This window comes from Mangrovibacterium sp. (assembly GCF_041596335.1).
Taxonomy (GTDB): domain Bacteria; phylum Bacteroidota; class Bacteroidia; order Bacteroidales; family Prolixibacteraceae; genus Mangrovibacterium.
Window position 1 is genome coordinate 268,181 of record NZ_JBFHIT010000001.1, and the last position, 19,762, is coordinate 287,942.

Genomic DNA, 19,762 nt, shown 5'->3' on the forward strand with positions numbered 1-19,762 from the left:
TACCAATTTCAATCCGCCTTTATTTTCTTCAACATTTGATCAATTAACGGACGATGAATTAATCGCTCCTAAAAACAGGCCAATTATTCCCCAATTCAATCTTTGCCTCAGCCTAAAAAATAATTACTTTTGTCGGACTTTTACCTGCCGATCGTACTCAATGGAATTACCAGTCAGTAATTGAGCTCTTTCGGCAATAAAAACAAGCGTGCCAAAGCCCTCGACGAACGAGCTAAAGCGCGACACAGACAACTAAATATCAAATCATTACACATGAATATTTCATACAAGTGGTTAAAAGATTACATTGACACTGACCTTCGCCCGGAAGATCTGGAAGGAATCCTGACTCAAATTGGGCTAGAAGTTGGCAGCATTGACGAGGTTGAGAGTATTAAAGGAGGCCTGCGCGGGTTGGTAATCGGTCATGTTTTAACATGCGAAAAACACCCAAACTCGGATCACCTTAGCAAAACCACCGTTGATGTTGGTGCTGGCGAACCTTTACCCATTGTTTGCGGAGCTCCGAATGTAGCTGCCGGTCAGAAAGTTGTCGTTGCTACCGTTGGAACTACCTTGTATGATGGTGATAACGAATTTCAGATTAAAAAATCGAAAATACGCGGAGAAGTTTCCGAAGGAATGATTTGCGCTGAAGATGAAATTGGGCTGGGAAAAGGTCACGATGGCATTATGGTACTACCTGAAACCGCTATTGTTGGAACTCCGGCCAGTACCTATTTCAATGTGGAATCTGATTATTGCATCGAAGTTGACCTGACTCCGAACCGGGTTGACAGTTCTTCACACATTGGTGTAGCGCGCGACCTGGCTGCCTACCTCCGCAAAGAACAAGACATAAGTTACACAAAACCTTCGGTCGACGATTTTAAGGTGGACGATCGTTCTCTTCAAATCCCGATTGAATTGGTCAACCCGGAAGCATGTCCTCGCTACAGTGGGGTAACGATCAGCGGTGTTGAAGTGAAAGAATCGCCCGAATGGCTGCAAAACCGGTTAAAAGCCATCGGTCTGAGTCCGATTAATAATGTGGTAGATATTACCAATTACGTTTTATTTGAATGTGGTCAGCCGTTGCACGCGTTTGACGCGGAAGAGATTACCGGCGATAAAGTTGTGGTAAAAACGATGACTCCCGGAACTTCTTTTGTTACTCTGGATGAAGTTGAGCGGGAGCTACACGAAGACGATCTGATGATTTGTAACGCCCAGGAAGCCATGTGTATTGGCGGTGTTTTTGGTGGCATCAAATCCGGCGTTAAAGATTCAACCAAAAATATCTTTCTCGAATCAGCCTGCTTCGACCCTGTATTTATTCGAAAAACGGCCCGCCGTTTTGGTTTGAGCACCGACGCATCGTTCCGCTTTGAGCGTGGTACCGATCCCAACAATGTAATCTATGCGCTTAAACGTGCTGCAATGTTGATTAAGGAAATTGCCGGTGGCAAAATATCAAGCGACATTGTAGACATTTACCCGACCCCAATTGAAGACTTTAAAATTGAGGTGAGCTTCGCCAACATTAAACGAATGATCGGCAAAGATTTGGGGCCTGAGCTTATTAAGCGCATTTTAACATCATTGGAAATAAAAATTGATCAGGAAACGAAGTCCGGACTATCGTTGTCAGTTCCTCCCTATCGCGTGGATGTGAAACGCGAAGCTGATATTATTGAAGAATTGCTTCGGATATACGGATACAACAATATTGAAATCCCAACGCAGGTAAATGCTTCATTGCAATACTCGGTAAAACCCGACCCGGTAAAAATCCGAAATATCGCGGCCGATCTGCTTTCTGCTCAGGGATTCAACGAAATTTGGTCAAACTCATTAACTAAAGCGTCCTACTACGAAAACCGCACAAGCATTTCAGATGCCAATACAGTGAAGCTTTTTAACCCGTTGAGTGCCGACTTAAATGCCATGCGTCAGAATTTGCTTTTTGGCGGATTGGAGGCCATCGCCTACAATGCCAATCGCCGAAATCCGGATTTGCGATTGTACGAATTTGGCAACTGCTATTTCAACAAAGGATCTGAATTAGCTGAAAATCCGTTGAAGAATTACCACGAAGAAGAACATTTGGCCCTATTTGTTTCCGGTGAGAAAGAACGCGAAAGCTGGACTGCACCGCAATCCGGAAGTTCATTCTTTCAACTGAAAGCTTATGTTGAAAACCTTTTGCTGAAGTTTGGCTTGAAAACCGATCGAGTGAAAGTTGAAGGTTTCAGCAACGATCTGATTTCAGAAGGATTGATCTATTCAACATACAGCGGACGCAAAATTGTTGAATTTGGTGTGGTTGCCCGCAAACTGCAAAAAGAATTCGACATCGAAAATCCGGTTTACTTTGCCGACATTTTCATGGACAATCTGATCCTGGAACAAAAAAATGCTAAAACCAGTTTCTCCGAATTACCAAAATATCCGGAAGTTCGCCGCGATTTGGCGCTACTTCTCGATAAAGCGGTGCAATTCAAACAAGTCAGCGATCTGGCTTTCAAAATGGAACGCAAATTACTTCGATCTGTCGATCTGTTTGATGTTTACGAAGGGAAAGGTGTTCCGGAAGGGAAAAAGTCATACGCTGTAAGTTTCATCCTTCGTGATGATGAGAAGACCCTGAACGAAAAACAAATTGAAAAGATAATGGCTAAGCTAATCCAAACGTTCGAAAAAGAACTGGGAGCTCAGCTTCGCTAGCAATACTTTAAGCCATCGGTTAGCCCGGTGGCTTTTTTCATTCCACACGCTGCATCCTTTCATTAATACAAATATCCGACCCGGGATGACCAACAACCACAAAGGAATTCTATTTGCCTGCCTCACGGCTTTTTTATGGGGTTTTCTGGCGATATTATTAAAATTAGCGGTTCAAAAAGTAGAACCGCAAACAATCGTTTGGTTTCGGTTTACAGTTGCCTTTGGCATTCTCCTGGTGTGGAATCTGGCACGCACACCATCGGAACTAAAGATATTAGTGCGACCTCCACTCACCTTGGTTTTGGCAGCCCTCGGCCTGGGATGGAATTACATTGGTTTTATGCAGGCCGTTAATTACACAACCCCAAGCAATGCCCAGCTGATTATACAACTCGGCCCGGTACTACTGGCTTTTGCCGGATTAGTTTTTTTCCGGGAGAAACTACGGCGCATCCAAATAATCGGATTCATAGTTGCTTCTGTCGGCTTTTTGGGATTCTACAGTGAGCAGCTAAGCCAAATGATGGGCCAAAAAAACACCTACAACATGGGTGTCCTGTTCGCCATCAGCGCTGCTGTTTCGTGGGTAATTTATGCCATCATGCAGAAAAAACTGGTCCGCACATATTCGACCGGAACACTAAACTTATTTCTGTTCGGTCTTCCGGCAATTGCATATTTTCCATTTGCAAATTTCGACAACTTTAACGGCCTGACTTTCGGTTGGTGGGTGCTCCTGCTATTTTTAGGGCTAAATACGCTAATCGCCTATGGCTCGTTATCGCTGGCATTAAAGTATACCCAGGCGAACAAAGTAAGCATGATCCTGGTGATGAACCCAACGATTACATTCACAACAATGGCAATTTTAACCTATTTGCAGGTTAGCTGGATCGACGGCGAGCATTTCACGATGCTCTCCATTATTGGTGCGCTAACAATCCTATCGGGCGCGGTAATGGTTGTAAAACAAGCACCGAAAACGAAATAGCCTCATCCCTTTCTCAATCTGATAATACACTTTTTCAAATAGGGAAAAGAAACACTCTTCCGCCCTTAGCGGCTAAACGAACAAAAAAAATATCACCACTCATTTACAACAACTTATAAACCCGGATCTTTCTATCCTAAAATTTGGCAAGATTATTTCATATAACGATCTCGTATTCGTCTTTTTGAACCCGGTTCAAATAAAGCGAAAATAGAAGACAGTTGATTTATAGACGAAAAAGAGATCAGAAACATGAAAACAGCAAAGCTTAGAAACGATTTACAACAGGTTATCAAAAAGTGTAAAGATTCGGCCGACATCTACCTTTGGGCTGCCGACAATTCAAAATCAGAAGACCTTCAAAACGCCCTTCTTCTTTTTGCCCTAAAACGCAAAAACTTTATTGAATTACTCCGTCGCGAAGCCAGAAAGGGAAATATCGACCTTTTCGAAAACTCTAGTTTCACCGGTATTCTGCAGAAAACAATGCATATCGTAATTGGATATATTGGCTCAACTAACGATGATCAGTTAATTGAGACTTGCAGGACTGCCGAAGCCAAATTGGTAGACCTTTACGATGAGGTATTAACAAACGAAGATTTACCAATGAACCTATACCGCCTCCTGGTTGAGCACCAGCAATTAATTTTGTCGAATTTAAACCGACTGCAATATGTTCCGGCTCATGCTTGAAACCGGAACTCAGATTCGAAAAACAGATTCGTTTTTTTCATAAAATGCCATGGACTGAACAACATCCGGAGAAAGAATATTTCGGATGGATTTCGGTGCAAAAGCGATTGAAATTGCGAAAACTTTGAGAGTGAAGTGATGATGTAAAAAATCAAAGCGATTGCAATTTCAATTTGCGAGGCAGACTAACTTTCCCACCCCACATTAAACTCCTCCGCTAAATAAAGGGTTATCAACCCATCCCAACAGAATTACCCGCACCAACCGGGCCTATTTATTACCAACCGCTACAAGAACCACCCTTCCGGCAGCTGTCCCCATCATAAAATAGCTCCGGAATAAATGCAACGCTATCCATTGTCCTCCATTTTTTTTCAGAGTTTACCCCAAATTCGCCCCTTGGCTTCTCATGCTTCTTTTATGGTTTTTTAACCATTTCTGTGATTTTTTAGCACAACCACTAAAACAATGCTGCACAACATACGCCGTACTCGCCCTATAAATCAATCACTTATTGACTGGTCGTAACATAACCAGTTTTTTCCATTGCAAAATTATTTTGACTTCGTATTATTGGTCAACCAATTGTTACTGTCTGGTCAACCAATTTAAGAGCAATGATTTTAAAAATTAAGATTATAAACGTAATAACTATAGGATGGCAGCGAATGACCGCGTTGGGCTTATTCGAGACTGTACTATCTATTTGCTCTGATCGGGTGAAAGAACCTTTGGAACTTAATCTTCTGCCGAAGGCTATTACCGGTAAGTATAACGCAACTGATAAAAATAAATGCGTGGAAACACGCTTAGAACTGTTCAGTACAAGTGTAAAAAATAGATCGAGTTACTGAACAACAATTCAATAATCGTTTAACAAAATATTTCGGATTATGGATATATCACACAGTTTTAAGGAAATAGAAGTTGAGAGTCCGGTTGATAAAATTATCAAACAGATTCGTAATTCGATCATTTCCGGACAGCTGAGCCCTGGCGACCGACTACCATCGGAACGGAAATTATCTGAATTGTTTGGAATAGGTAGAACCTATGTCAGGGATGCAATTAAAAAGCTCGAATTCTACGGCATCCTAAAAACGCTTCCCCAAAGCGGAACTGTTGTGGCCGGAGTTGACATTACTGCTATGGAAGGCTTGATTTCCAATGTGATAAAACTCAATGAAAACGACTTCTACCACTTAGTTGAAACCCGCGTTTTGATGGAGAACTATGCATGCACCCAAGCTGCCTTGCGCCGAACAACGCAGGATATTGCTGATTTGGAAAAGGTTCTCGACCGTCACCAAAGCAGAGTTGAGCAAAACCTACCTGGAGTAAAAGAAGATTTCAACTTTCACTTGAGAATTGCTGAAGCCAGCCAAAACAAGGTCATCAAATCTTTGCTTCTGATTATCATTCCGGATATACTCGAGATCTATCGAAAACTTAATGTTTGCGGCGAGGGCCGGGCTCAAAAGTCATTGGACGAACATCGTGTTATTCTGGATTGCATCATTAAGCAAGATCCCGCAGGCGCGAAAGAAGCAATGAAAATTCACCTGCAAGATGTGCTCGATTTTAGTCTTTCATACAAAGGATAACAACTAAATATGACGATCAAAATTTACAATACAACCTAAAAAAAGGGCTGCCTTAAAAAGACAACCCTTACGAACTAATAATTAATGTCTTGTACGAATAACCTTCAACTTTGGCGAGTAGCAGTTATTAAAACACAGGACTATTAATTATTCTCTGCAAAGATAATACATATAGAATACAATCAATTTTCCATTACTAAAAATTAACTTAATGAAAAAAATCGTAAGCCTATTAGCCATAGTCATGGCTTTTACGTGGCAACTGTCGGCGCAGGTAACAATCAAAGGAACAATTGTTGACGCCGTTAGTAAAGAGCCTCTTATCGGGGCCACAGTTTTAGAAAAAGGAACAACTAACGGAACCATTTCTGATTTTGACGGGAATTTTACATTCTCAAGCAAATCTGAAAACGTAACTCTTGTTGTTTCATTTATTGGCTATCTAAACCAGGAAATTGTGTATAGTGGTCAACAACAACTACTCATCGACTTAAAACCTGATGTAACAGGTATTGATGAAGTCGTAGTAGTAGGTTACGGTACGCAAAAGAAATCGCATTTAACCGGAGCCATTGCAAAATTAGATACAGAAGGACTTGAGGACATACCCGGAGGTAGAGCCGACCAGGCGATACAAGGACGTGTAGCCGGGGTTCAAATTCAGAATACCACTTCCGAGGTGGGTGAGTCTCCTACGATTACTGTAAGGGGAAACGGATCGATCAGTGCAAACGGACAACCGCTTGTTATCGTTGATGGTTTCCCGATTTCGGATGGGTTGAGTTTAGTTGATGTAGCCGACATTGAATCGATGGAAGTATTGAAAGATGCGGCATCAGCAGCCATCTACGGATCGAGAGCTGCTAACGGGGTTATTATCATTACAACAAAAAGTGGTAACGAGGATAAACCCAAATACAATGTACGTGCATCGTATGGTGTTAAAGACATTTATGAGTTGCACCCAATGATGACTCAGAACGAATTCATAGCGATGAAAGTCAACGAAGCCAACGTTTCTGAATCAACTATCAGTGATCTTTACTTCGCTATGTCTGCCTTACAAACCGAAGACACAAACTGGCAGAAAGAAGCGCTCAGACTAGCAGGAGTTTTTAATGCTCAGTTTAACGTTTCGGGCGGTAAAAAAGGGTTGAAATACTATATTTCATCGTCCTACCTGGGCGACGAGGGTATTATGCTTCAGAATAAGTATGATAGATTGAATGTGAGAGCAAAAATTGAAGCAGAATTATCACCCATTGCAAAAATCGGTGTGAGCATGTCTCCAAGCTATACAAAAAAGGCTAGCCCGACTAACCCGTTTACTGATTTCGTGCGTACTCCAAGGTACTTGCCGGTATATCATAACGAGTATACAGCAGCTCTTACCGGACAAGAGGTAGGAAGTTATTCTCATGGATATCATTACAGCAATAAAACCTATACCGGTATCGACCCTCAAACCGGATTGGAAAGAACTGCAATAGCTTCTCCTTACAGCACATCGAACAACAACCCGTTGTCGGTTATGAATAACGAATTTTACTCCAGAGATGACTATCGCATGCAAGGTTCGATTTTCCTAAACCTGAAACTTGCCAAAGGTTTGCAGTTCAAAACCTCAAATGGTTTCAACGTAGAATATTCTGTTGAGGACACCTATAAAAACGCGAACTCAAAAACAGCGTCGTCGCCTAGCGAAGCCCTCTACGAAAATGAATTGTTTACTGACTTATTGTCGGAGAACACGCTGACTTACTCGATGAAAAAAGGAAATCATGATTTCGACGCGTTGCTCGGATTCTCGATCCAGGAACGTAAAATGAAAACAGCCGGTATTTATGGGAACAACTTCCCTACCGATTACATTCGCACACTCAATGCTGCCGGTACTATTTTGCAGTATGACGACGAAGAACTGGTTACCGGTACATGGCAAGAAGAAGAAGGATTAGTGTCGTTGTTCTCTCGTTTTGCCTATTCGTATGCCGATAAATATTTATTATCAGCCAGTTTCAGGGGAGATGGTAGCTCCAAATTTGGTGAGGAAAACCGTTGGGGATATTTCCCTTCAGTATCAATGGGATGGCGTATTTCTGAAGAAGATTTCTTTAAAAGCTCAGTATCGTGGGTAGACCAGTTGAAACTTCGTGCCAGTTATGGTGTAACAGGTACTGATGATATTCCAAACTACGCGAATACCAACGTATTGTCGCCAAACAGCTATTCACTGGGTAGCTCAAACGGTTCTGTGGTTCCCGGTATCTCGAATACGTCAAACGTTATTGGAAACTCCTCATTACAATGGGAGCAAACGAACGAATTTAACTATGGTATTGATCTTACCGCTTTCAATGGTAGCATTAATTTAGGAATTGACTATTACTATTCAATTACTAAAAGTTTGCTGTATGAGCGCTCAGTGAGTTCGATCTTAGGCTTTACCGAAGCGTGGAGTAACGAAGGTAAAGTTCGGAATAAAGGTCTTGAAATCGTAATGACGTCCCGCAACTTTAACACGCGCGATTTCAGATGGAACACCACCTTTAACTACTCGATGAACCGTAACAAAGTACTCGATCTGGGAGGCGAAAATGAACAAATTACGACTGGTGAAAGAGGTGAAATGTACCTGACAAGAGTCGGCGATCCGTTGGTGCAGTTTTATGGCTACAAAACTCAAGGTGTTTGGATTTCAGCAGATGAAATTGCAAATAACCCTTCGAATGTAAGTGACGCTCCTGGTGGCTTGAGAGCTGTGAATGTTAACGGCGATAATGTAATTGATGCGAATGACTTTACTGTTATTGGCAATCCGCTACCCGATTTCACCTGGGGTATCACAAATAACTTTACATACAAAAACTTCGACCTTTCATTTCTTATCCAAGGTGTAGTTGGAGCCGAGATTGTAAATGGTGATATCTACTACGCGGAAACAGTGAGATACAACAAAAATTTCACCGCCAACAGATGGATCGATGCAAATAATCCTGGTGATGGTAAAACTCCATTTGAAAGAAACGGTATAACACAAGTACAGACTGATTATGCAGTAGAAGATGCCAGTTACACGGCGCTGCGCGATCTTACAATTGGTTATACTTTGCCAAAGAGCATTGCACGAAAAGCTAACATTTCTAATGTGAGGGTCTATTTAAGCGGACAAAACCTGTTCTACTTGTGGTCATCTGACTATAGAGGTATTAACCCCGAAGCACGTAAAACTTCAGGCAGCAACTATGCAAGCCCACTGGTTGATGGTTACCAACGAGGAGCATTCCCAATTCAGAGAGTATACAGTGCAGGTATCGACATTAGTTTTTAATCACTAAAATAATCAGATAGGTTATGAAAAAATATATAAATATAGCTCTAATGGCGTTAGCCGTTTTGGCATTCACTTCATGCGAAGAATTTTTAGACAAGGAACCGGTAGATCAGCTCGGAGAAGGCAGCTTCTACACCAGCGACGAGGAAATGAATATGGCTGCGATGGCTTGTTACAGCGGCCTGAGAAGTCTGACCAATGAAGAATGGCGCTTGTCTGAAGTACGCTCCGACAACGCACGTTTGTACATAAAAAATACCGGCGATGCAATCAATGTTCGTCTACGACAGCTAGATAATTTCACGGTTGAAACAACCCATGATGAAAATACAAGCTATTGGGAATCGGCCTACAAAGCAATCGACAACTGTAATGTGGTGCTGGAGAATATTGATGTTGTAGCCGATGCCGATTTAAAGAACCAGCTAGAAGGTGAAGCTCGTTTTATCAGGGCTTACGTTTATTTCAACTTGGTTCGTTTATATGGACCCGTGTTTCTTGTAACCGAGAGACTCAGTATTGATGAAGGAAATAATCTTCCGCGCAGTTCGGTTCAAGATGTGTATGATGTCATCGAAAATGACCTGAGCCTGGCAGCCGGAGCTTCCGGAAACACAGCCCTACTCCCTGACAGTTATGACAGTTCAGACCTTGGACGTGCTACATCATGGGCTGCAAAAACCCTGCTTGCAAAAGTTTACATGACCCTGGAACAGTACTCCGATGCGAAAACGATTTTAACTGATGTGAAAAACAATAGTGGACACAGCCTGCTTGGTAGTTATGCCAGTGTATTTGATGTGAATAACGAAATGAACAACGAGATCATATTCGCCGTTCGCTATCTATCAGGAGGTTATGGACAAGGATCACCGTTTGCGAACTATTTTTCTCCTCGCGATGGTACTTTCGTATCGGGTAGAGCATACAACTACAACACACCTACCAACGACCTTATAGAGGCATATGATGCCGAAGGTGATGAGGTTCGCAAAAACACGGCTCTGAAAGCCACATGGATCGACGACAGTGGTAATCTTAATGCTGACCCATTCGTTCTAAAGTACTATTCATCCTTTGATAATGAACTAGATGCTGAAAACGACTGGATCGTTCTTCGCTTTGCAGATGTACTACTGATGTTGGCTGAAATTGAGAATGAAACATCGACTGTTGCCGCTGCATTGCCGTATGTAAATGACGTGAGAAATCGGGTTGGCCTTGAGTCGATACTTGAAGAGGATGTGCCTTCGCAATGGGATATGATGCTCGTTATTGAAAACGAAAGACGCCTTGAATTCGCGTTCGAAAATCATCGTTACTACGACCTGCTTCGTACCGACAGACTGGCTACGATTATGAAAGCTCATTACAACTCTGAAATTATTATAAACTCAATTGCAGCAGATGGTACCGTTGATTCAGACTCGTACTACGCCGGAGCAATAAGTGATATGAGCTATGTAAGCGAAAGTGCAAGAGAACTTCAGGAGTGGCAATATTTATTGCCGATCCCTAATAGTGTAATGACCGTTGCAACTAATGCAACGCAAAACCCTGGTTATTAATCAATAAAAAAAAGAACAATGAAAAATATTAGTTTAATACTATTGATGCTAATGATTACATTCAACTTTGGATGTAAGGAAGAATTAGTATATAATACAATAGAAGAACAAGCGCCTGTAATAGAGAGCTTCGAGCCGACTTCAGGTCGTTCCGGGGATGAGATTACCATTAAAGGAGAATATCTGGGAAAGGTAAGTACCGTTTATTTCGGCGATAGCCTTGCAACGGTTAAGTATCGGGTTAGTTCCAATGAGTTGGTCGCTAAATTGACCAAGGGGGCTGTTTCAGGCCCGATTACTGTCACAAATAATATCGGTTCAGTTTCATCGGCCAGTGAATTCACGGTGGTAGCAGCAGTACCCACTATTGCTGATTTTGATGACGCTCAGGTGCTTCCAAACAGCACCATGAAAATAACAGGTACAAACCTGGATGTTGTTTATGGGGTCTACTTTGGATCGTCGAAAGCCACCATTGTAGAAGCGACGGATGATTTCTTCCTGGTTGAAGTACCGTTTTTTGATGAATCAGAAGAGCCCGCAAGTGTTTCCTTCTCCTATAACAACGATGGTGTACTTTCGCAGGCAATGTCTACAGGTAAAATCACATTATATCGCATCCTTCCTGCGTTTAATGTTATTCCCGATAAAGGCGTTACAAATACCGGTATCACTTTCGAAGGTGAAAACCTGACACTGATTGATGAAATCTGGTTCAACGATCAATTAGCTTCAATTGTAAGCAAAACATCAGAAAAACTAGTTGTTTCAGTATCCGAAGATCAGTTTAGCCTGACAACCACCGGTGTAACAGTTAAGGCCACTTACTTTGGTGGAACTCAAGTGGAAACGCTTAGCGAGGATTTCGAACTGGTTGTACCAACCGTAAACTACTATTCAGGCATTAAATTATTTGCACGAGGTGCTGACGGAGAGTATTTCCTCGATTTCAATACCGGATTAGTGTATGATGCCTGTGCCGATTGGACCACTGTATTGCAGCCAAATATTTCACTGATCGCCTACGCGTCGAAAAGTGGATATATCCAATTACGACAAGCTGGTAACGCAGGTAGTGTAATTAAAAACTATGCCTGCGGTACTACCGGCGAAAAACTTCCGAGCGAAAATGCGGTGAAAGTATCTCAGTTGGGAGTGCTGGATGCAAGCAATACCGAGCACAAAGAATACATTGATGCAATTAAGGCGAAAACACTGACCAATATTGATTCGGATGTTGTGGCAAACTTTGGTGCAAGCACAAGCGACCTTAAGATTTACACAACCGGTACCGGAAATACCGATCAATTTGTAGCCGGCGATGTAATCATCGTGAAACAAGACTGGAATGGTACCATCAAATATGGGTTCCTGGAGATAACAGAAACCTTTGCCGATGCTCCTGAAAACATTGGACAGGCAAGTGGCGATGGTTCATACATCAAGTTTAATTACTACTTCCAAAAGTAGATCCGGAAGAAAACCCGGAACACAACGAATAGTTAGGTTTAGTTGTTGATATAGATTATGAAAAGAAATGAGGGGGACAGATACCTCTGTCCCCTTCCATTTCTCAAAATCCTTAAACTCCCAAATTATCACGGCATGAAAAATAGAAGATCATTTATCAAAGATGTTTCGCTCCTGTCGGCTTCGCTAATGATGCTTAGTTCGAAGGGATTAATTGGTGCAGTCCTCGATGACGAGTTGAAGAACACGTTGGATCGAAAAATCTATATCTTTTCAAAACATCTGCAATGGCTCGACTATTCAGAAATGGCAAAAACAGCCCGTGAGATTGGCTTCGATGGAGTTGATCTTACCGTTCGTCCGAAAGGACACGTTTTACCTGAACGAGTTGCTGAAGACTTGCCAAAAGCTGTGAAAGCGGTTCGCGAAAACGGACTTTTGGCCGATCGGATGACAACCGCGATCACCGATCCGGACGATGAACTCACGGTTCAGATACTGAAGACAGCAGCAGACCAGGGAATAACTAACTACCGTTTAGGATGGCTGTCGTACGACTGGTCAATCCCCGTAAACGAAAACATTCGCATTTTCAACGAAAAACTCCGGAAACTTGCGGCATTGAACAAGCAATTTGGATTGAAAGGCGCTTATCAAAATCATGCCGGAGAAATGGCAGGCGGACCGGTTTGGGACATCGCCCTGATGTTGGAAGGCGTTGATCCGGACTATTTAGGTGTTCGCTACGATATTCGCCACGCCACAGCCGAAGGAGGACAGTCGTGGCCAATTGGCCTAAACTACCTGGCCGATAAAATAAACAGCTTCGACCTGAAAGATTTTAGATGGGAAAATATAAACGGCAAATGGTCGCCAGTCACCGTTCCCCTTGGGGAAGGAATGGTCGATTTCGCCCGTTTTTTCCAAATTATTCACCAACAGCATATCGCAGGTGATATCACCATGCATTTTGAATACGAATTGGGAGGAGCCGAAAATGGCACAACCCATCTCACCAAACCCGCTGCCGAAGTTATCGCAGCCATGAAACAAGACATTTCTATTGTTCGAAACTGGTTAAAACAAAACTAATCCGATGTTGAAATCTGTATTCCTATTCCTCGCAATCGTTCTTTCATTCAGCACCCGGGCGCAATTGAATGAGGTTCCGTATGATCATGTCATAAGCAATTCTGAATTGATTGATCTGTTAGATGAAAACAATGAGGATCTTCGCGAAATTCAACAACTTTACCGGAAAGGTAAAACCGATCTGGCGCTTGAAAAACTGACGTCCTACTTCAAGGAACAATTCTCAAACAGATACTTTTTCGACTGGAAAAACTTTCCGGTTCGTTTTGCCGAATACAACCAAATGTATTCCGGACGTGAAAGCTATCATGCCAAAAAAGCACAGGAACATCTCGACTTGTATCCTGCCTCCACTCAATGGAAAATACCTTTCAACAACCTTAAGGGAGAGGAAGTAACCTCCTACCCATACCGGCACCTCACCCGGCAACATAAGGCGGGCGATATCGCGCTGCTCTATTTCTACAAAAACGACATCAACTTAGTCAACTATATCCCGGAACAGGCAAAATCGCTGAACCTGGCTTTCAACCAGGGACTGGTGGAAACCATTGAAGACGGAAACGGCGCCTTTGAAGCCTACCGGGCAGGCAACCGAATGTTCAACTGGCTGTTTGCACACCAATGTCTGCTGGCATCAAAAGATTACAGTTGGCAGCAGCAGCTCGAAATGATCCGGACATTTATACACACGGGAGCCCAATTGTACCATTTCAACCCGGAATACAACGAGGGAAACCATCAAACCCGCGGTATGAGCGCTTTGGCCATGTTGGCCTTTCTTTTCCCTGAAATACAAGGAGCCGATCAGTGGAAAGTGCGTTCGTTGCAGCGCCTGGAAGAACACCTTGAACAAGAAATTTATGCCGATGGCTTTCAGTTTGAACGTTCGGTACATTACCATATCGACGATATTGAGAACTATTTCTACCCCTGGCAAATGGCTCAAATCAATCAGATTAAATTGAACCCGATTTGGGACACCCGGATTAAAGGGCTTTTCGACGTGATGATGCAAATTGCCATGCCGAACAAAAAAGCACCTGTTTTCCAAGACGATACCGATTCACCCTGGGCCGAATTCAACGAAATTGGCAATACAATGGCACTGGGAACAGCCCTGATTGGCGAACCAGCCTATAAATATTTTGCTTCCTCGAAAGTTTCGTCGACCGACTATTGGTTTTTGCGACCGGAGCAGCTTTCGAACCTAAAAACAGTAAAAAAGGAAGAGCCCAAGGTAGGATCGTGCGAATTGCCACAAACCGGCTATTACATCATGCGTCAGGGTTGGGACGATGAAGATTTATACATGGCCATCAGCGCCGGACTGTCGCCGCAGAAACCCGATCATCAACATGGCGACATGTTGGGAGTTCAGGCTTATGCCTATGGAAATATGTTGCTGTCCAACTATCAGGTTCGCTACTACCTGAAAGATCTCGCTGAGTTCAAAAACTCGTGGGTAAAGAATGTGCTGCTGATCGACTCCATTCCACACGGAAGAGATTGGAGCGGAAATACCGGAGGAAGTGGATTTGGGAAATGGGCTAAATTACCGACTCCATCTGTAATTTCATGGGTAAAAACACCGGTTATGGATCTTTTTGTTGGAACCCATGATGGCTACAATGACATTGGCGCGGAAACCTCTCGTAGTGTTATTTTCATGAAAGACGGATTTTGGCTGGTAAATGATGTCGTTTCGGCCACCGAGCCGGGCCATACAGCCCAACAAATTTGGCAAGGCCACTACGATGTTGAAAAAGAGAATACCCATATCCGGTCGGTTTTCCCGAATGGTGCCGGACTGGAAATTATACAGTTGGGCGATTCTGCCGACGAAATCCTGAAATCTTCAGTTCGAAGTAAAGGACGTGCTGTTTTTACAAAACAATTTCAGCAACAGGCGAATCTGATTACCCTGCTGTTCCCTTTCGAAGATTTCGACGAACGGCTGGATGAAATCGCATTCGACAATTTCAGCGTAAAAGGATGGAAGATCTATTCCAGCAGCCATTGTCCCTCAAGCATCCGAACCGATGCGCAAGTCATCGTCTCAAAAAAGGAGAACTTCCTATTTATGGATGCTTCGGAAATTGAAGTAAAGGGAACCCGGATTTCAATTGAAAATCAAAAAACGAATCTGTGGATAGTCGCCAATGGTGAAAAATCAAGCATCACTAATTGTGGAAATAAGCCGGCTTCAATTCGTTTCGGAAACGAACGGTTGACGATTAAACCGGGTGAATTAATTCAAACTAAACTTTAAAAAATCAGAAAGCTGTAAAGCACGATCTATGAAACTTACCATATTCATTTTAATTATCAGCTGCATGTTTGCCACACAGGCAAATGCCGCAGTTTATCCGGTTAGCTCGGCATCGGAAATCAGCAGCCTTGCTACAAGTCTGTTTCCGGGTGATACGGTTTTATTGGCAGCTAAAACATGGTTGAACGAGGAAGTTGTTTTCAAAGGCAATGGGAGTGAAACAAAGCCCATTGTATTTATGGGGGATGAAACGATGAAAACAATTTTCACAGGAACATCGCGAATGAAAATAGCAGGCAATTATCTTGAAGTAAAGAATGTTGTTTTTCGGGAGTGTGCAATCACCGAAGAAGTCCCTGTTATTGAATTTCGCGATGGTTCTTTGCTTGCCAATCATTCACGGCTCACGAATGTCACCATCGATGCATACAGCCCGGCCAACAAAGAAGTCGATTCCAAATATGTTTCGCTATACGGAACGTACAACCGGGTTGACCATTGCAGCTTTTCCGGCAAAACAAATTCGGGAGCAACATTGGTGGTTTGGTTGGACGCCACACCCGACTACCACCAAATTGACCACAATTACTTTGGCAGTCGCCCCGATTTGGGCGTTAATGGTGGCGAAACAATTCGTATTGGCACCAGCGATTGGGAAAGCTATAACTCAAATTGTATTGTGGAGTTAAACGTATTTGAAGAGTGTGATGGCGAAATTGAGATCATATCAAATAAATCGGTCGGAAATATTTACCGTTACAACACCTTTACCAACTGCAACGGAACCTTAACCCTTCGGCATGGCTCCTATTGCAAGGTGTACGGTAATTTCTTTTTTGGCGGAGCAACAAAAAACAGTGGTGGTATACGCCTGATTGGTGAAGGACATGAAGTATACAACAACTACCTTGAAAACCTAAACGGAACCTCATTCCGGGCAGCAATTTGTTTGGTAAACGGCATTCCCGATTCACCTGCAAACGGCTACAAACAAGTTCTTAAAGCATCCATCGGATACAATACCATTGTCAACTGTCGTCAGGCTTTTGCCATTGGAGCCGAAAAATCGACCGAGAAGTCATTGGCTCCCGCAAATTCAGTTATCGAAAATAATTTGGTGATTACCTCCGGAAGCTCTGCCGAGGTGGTTAAAGAATACGACACTTCAGCCGGCATTAGCTGGACCGGAAATATTACCAACGCCACATCAACAGGCATGGCTACCCCAAGCGGATTCACAACCGGCGCTACCCTTCCAATGGTTAGCCAGGGCGATTTGCAACGCCCAACAACAGGAAATCAAGCTATTGGAGCTGCACTAACCGGTGCTTTCGACACATTGAGCGTTGATATTGACGGCCAGGCACGACCGTCAAGCCTAAAAGATGTTGGCTGCGATCAACAATCAGATAACCAAATCCTTATCCGTCCGCTTACCAAAGAAGATGTCGGTCCCTCCTACTCGATTACTACAGCTGCATCGGATATCAAAAAGTCTGTTGAGCGCTATTACGTCAAAAACGATCAACTAACAATCGCCTTTGACGGATACGGCGACCGTATTATTTCGACTTACACGTTGGACGGAAAATTACTATCGAAAAGCAAAACCAACGACAACCAATATCTGGCATCAGTTTCCGGATTTCCGCAATTATTCATCGTCGAAATTCGTGATTCCGGTGGCCGATATTCGATGAAACTAAACCGATAAATCGGATTCAGAAATAGAAACAATAAAAACACGCTACGAATGAAAAAGCTATTAAAATACGCCTTTGCACTCTGGATTTTGGCCGGTTTCGCGTCCTGCCAACCCGAAACAAAAAGCACCGACAGTGCCTCGGGTCTCCAACATCCGACACTTTTACTGAAAAAGCAGGATGTTGCTACGATTCGCGATGGGATTGAAAAGTATCCCCTGCTAAAGGAATCGTTTGAGAAAACCAAAGAAACGGCCGACCTTGCCATTGAATCGGGGATTGTTGTCCCCTTCCCAAAAGATCCGGGAGGAGGCTACACGCACGAAAAACACAAACAAAACTACACCGACATGTACTCGGCCGGTATCGTTTACCAGCTGACGGGCGATGAGAAGTATGCTGTTTTTGTCAAAGACATGTTGGTAGAGTATGCCAAATTATACCCTACGCTGGGAATCCATCCCGAGCAAAAAAACCAGGCGCCCGGAAAGTTGTTCTGGCAGGGACTGAACGAATCTGTCTGGCTGGTTTATACCATCCAGGCTTATGACTGTATCTATGATTTCCTTTCACCCGAGGACCGATCAAACATCGAAACCAACCTGTTTCACGAAGTGGTTAAATTCTTCACCGTTGAAGATCCTTATTCGTTCGACCGTGTGCACAACCATGGCACATGGTGCGTGTCCGGAGTCGGAATGACAGGAATCGTTCTGGGAGACTCGCTGATGGTTCAGCAGGCACTGTACAGCACAAAGCTTGACGGATCGGGTGGATTTTTGAAACAAATTAACGATCTGTTCTCGCCTGATGGCTACTACGCCGAGGGCCCCTACTACCAGCGGTACGCGCTGCTTCCGTTTATCGTGTTTGCCCAAACACTGAAAAACAATTTACCGGAAACAAAGATTTTTGAGTATAAAAACGGTGTGTTGCTGAAAGCGGTAACAACTCTTTTACAGATGACCAATACCGACGGACGTTTCTACCCGATAAATGACGCGATCAAAGAAAAATCGTGGATTTCGGCCGAGTTGATTTTTGGAACCAACATTGCCTATGCGCACAACCAAAACGCTCAGTTGCTCGACGTGGTGCAGCAGAATGAAAAAGTCATGCTAAGTATCGAAGGACTGGAAGTGGCTAAAGCCATTGCAGAAGGCAAAACAGCGAAATTTGAGCGCACCCCCATGCTCATTCACGACGGAGCTAATGGCGACCAGGGTGGATTGGCCATGCTGCGCACCGAAAATCAGGAAAGTCAAACTTCTGTTCTATTTAAATTCAGCTCGCAGGGAATGGGACACGGACATTTTGACCGCCTGGCCTTTATGCTTTACGACCAGGGACAGGAGATTATTCCCGACTACGGAGCAGCCCGCTACCTCAATGTTGAAGCAAAGCAGGGTGGCCGCTATTTGCCGGAAAACTATAGTTGGGCAAAACAAACCGTAGCACACAATACCATGCTCATCAACGAGCAATCGAACTATAACGGCGACGCCAAGCTGGCTGAAGAATCGCATCCGGAACTAAGTTTCATTGATCTGGATAACGATTCAATCCAAATTGTTTCAGCCACCGACTCGTCCTGCTATCAGGGAGCGGTGCTAAACCGCACTATGGCTTTATTGAAACTCGACAGCCGCACTTACCTGATAGACTTGTTTAAGGTAGCGAATGAAAAAGAAGCCAATTATGATCTGCCGGTTTATTTCAACGGACAAGTAATGAACACAAACTTCGACTACAAACGCCCCGAGAAACAGGCCGCAATGGGCAGCAAAAACGGGTATCAGCATTTGTGGGTCGAAGCAGAAGCTTCAAACCTGCCATCAACGGCTTCGGTTTGCTGGATGAACAAAACATCCTTCTACACCATGTCCGTTCTAACAAGCCCGGCCACAAAACTGGTGCTAACCCGCCTGGGAGCCAACGATCCCGATTTCAACCTGCGCAATCTGCAGGGAATGATGATCCGCGAACCCAAAAGTAAAAACCTAAGCCGGTTGGTGGTTTACGAAGTTCATGGCAACTACAACCCGGTCAGCGAATCGGTTATGCAATCCGAAGGGTCGGTGAAAAATTTAAGCCTCGAAGAATCTTCTGCCGGAACAACAATCAATATTGAATTGAAGACCGACAAAGTCATTCATCTTCAACTTGATGCTGAGGGCACTAAGCATTACAAATTAATCATTCAATAAAAACATAAAGTTATGGCAAGCGAAAAATTTATAAAAAACAGTGAGAAATGGGAAGACCTCGGTGGAGGTGTATCTCGTCAGTTTCAGGGTTGGGACAA

Annotated in this window: 11 protein-coding genes; all 11 read left to right on the forward strand. The window is 43.4% G+C overall.

The features are described from left to right. Window positions 1-273: 273 nt before the first annotated feature. Window positions 274-2,727, forward strand: coding sequence for a phenylalanine--tRNA ligase subunit beta (gene pheT, locus ABZD21_RS01080; RefSeq protein WP_372772200.1), 2,454 nt, complete (start codon window positions 274-276; stop codon window positions 2,725-2,727). Window positions 2,728-2,812: 85 nt separating this feature from the next. Then, entirely contained in the window at window positions 2,813-3,718 is a 906-nt protein-coding gene (locus ABZD21_RS01085) for a DMT family transporter (RefSeq protein ID WP_372772202.1), read from the forward strand. A gap of 252 nt (window positions 3,719-3,970) precedes the next feature. After that, window positions 3,971-4,414 carry a DUF2383 domain-containing protein gene (locus ABZD21_RS01090; RefSeq protein WP_372772204.1) on the forward strand — a complete coding sequence of 148 codons (444 nt, stop codon included), beginning with the start codon at window positions 3,971-3,973 and terminating at the stop codon, window positions 4,412-4,414. A gap of 893 nt (window positions 4,415-5,307) precedes the next feature. After that, entirely contained in the window at window positions 5,308-6,018 is a 711-nt protein-coding gene (locus tag ABZD21_RS01095; protein ID WP_372772205.1) for a FadR/GntR family transcriptional regulator, read from the forward strand. Window positions 6,019-6,229: 211 nt separating this feature from the next. Further along, window positions 6,230-9,349 carry a SusC/RagA family TonB-linked outer membrane protein gene (locus ABZD21_RS01100; protein WP_372772207.1) on the forward strand — a complete coding sequence of 1,040 codons (3,120 nt, stop codon included), beginning with the start codon at window positions 6,230-6,232 and terminating at the stop codon, window positions 9,347-9,349. A 23-nt stretch (window positions 9,350-9,372) separates the two neighbouring features. After that, window positions 9,373-10,920, forward strand: a complete 1,548-nt coding sequence (locus ABZD21_RS01105; protein ID WP_372772208.1) for a RagB/SusD family nutrient uptake outer membrane protein — start codon at window positions 9,373-9,375, stop codon at window positions 10,918-10,920. Window positions 10,921-10,938: 18 nt separating this feature from the next. Beyond that, complete coding sequence (locus ABZD21_RS01110) at window positions 10,939-12,390, forward strand: IPT/TIG domain-containing protein (RefSeq protein WP_372772210.1); 1,452 nt, start codon at window positions 10,939-10,941, stop codon at window positions 12,388-12,390. A gap of 135 nt (window positions 12,391-12,525) precedes the next feature. Beyond that, a complete protein-coding gene (locus ABZD21_RS01115; protein ID WP_372772212.1) occupies window positions 12,526-13,482 on the forward strand; it encodes a sugar phosphate isomerase/epimerase family protein in 957 nt (318 codons plus the stop codon). Between the two features lie 4 nt (window positions 13,483-13,486). Further along, window positions 13,487-15,754, forward strand: a complete 2,268-nt coding sequence (locus tag ABZD21_RS01120) for a heparinase II/III family protein (RefSeq protein WP_372772213.1) — start codon at window positions 13,487-13,489, stop codon at window positions 15,752-15,754. 28 nt (window positions 15,755-15,782) lie between these two features. Beyond that, on the forward strand, window positions 15,783-17,468 hold the full coding sequence (locus ABZD21_RS01125; RefSeq protein WP_372772215.1) for a polysaccharide lyase 6 family protein: 1,686 nt from the start codon (window positions 15,783-15,785) through the stop codon (window positions 17,466-17,468). A 39-nt stretch (window positions 17,469-17,507) separates the two neighbouring features. Further along, window positions 17,508-19,664: a heparinase II/III family protein gene (locus tag ABZD21_RS01130; protein ID WP_372772217.1), complete on the forward strand. Its 2,157-nt coding sequence runs from the start codon at window positions 17,508-17,510 to the stop codon at window positions 19,662-19,664. Window positions 19,665-19,762 lie beyond the last annotated feature (98 nt).

Coding starts and splice junctions, on each gene's coding strand:
- pheT (WP_372772200.1), top strand. CDS start 274: ATGAATATTTCATACAAGTGGTTAAAAGATTACATTGACACTGACCTT.
- ABZD21_RS01085 (WP_372772202.1), top strand. CDS start 2,813: ATGACCAACAACCACAAAGGAATTCTATTTGCCTGCCTCACGGCTTTT.
- ABZD21_RS01090 (WP_372772204.1), top strand. CDS start 3,971: ATGAAAACAGCAAAGCTTAGAAACGATTTACAACAGGTTATCAAAAAG.
- ABZD21_RS01095 (WP_372772205.1), top strand. CDS start 5,308: ATGGATATATCACACAGTTTTAAGGAAATAGAAGTTGAGAGTCCGGTT.
- ABZD21_RS01100 (WP_372772207.1), top strand. CDS start 6,230: ATGAAAAAAATCGTAAGCCTATTAGCCATAGTCATGGCTTTTACGTGG.
- ABZD21_RS01105 (WP_372772208.1), top strand. CDS start 9,373: ATGAAAAAATATATAAATATAGCTCTAATGGCGTTAGCCGTTTTGGCA.
- ABZD21_RS01110 (WP_372772210.1), top strand. CDS start 10,939: ATGAAAAATATTAGTTTAATACTATTGATGCTAATGATTACATTCAAC.
- ABZD21_RS01115 (WP_372772212.1), top strand. CDS start 12,526: ATGAAAAATAGAAGATCATTTATCAAAGATGTTTCGCTCCTGTCGGCT.
- ABZD21_RS01120 (WP_372772213.1), top strand. CDS start 13,487: ATGTTGAAATCTGTATTCCTATTCCTCGCAATCGTTCTTTCATTCAGC.
- ABZD21_RS01125 (WP_372772215.1), top strand. CDS start 15,783: ATGAAACTTACCATATTCATTTTAATTATCAGCTGCATGTTTGCCACA.
- ABZD21_RS01130 (WP_372772217.1), top strand. CDS start 17,508: ATGAAAAAGCTATTAAAATACGCCTTTGCACTCTGGATTTTGGCCGGT.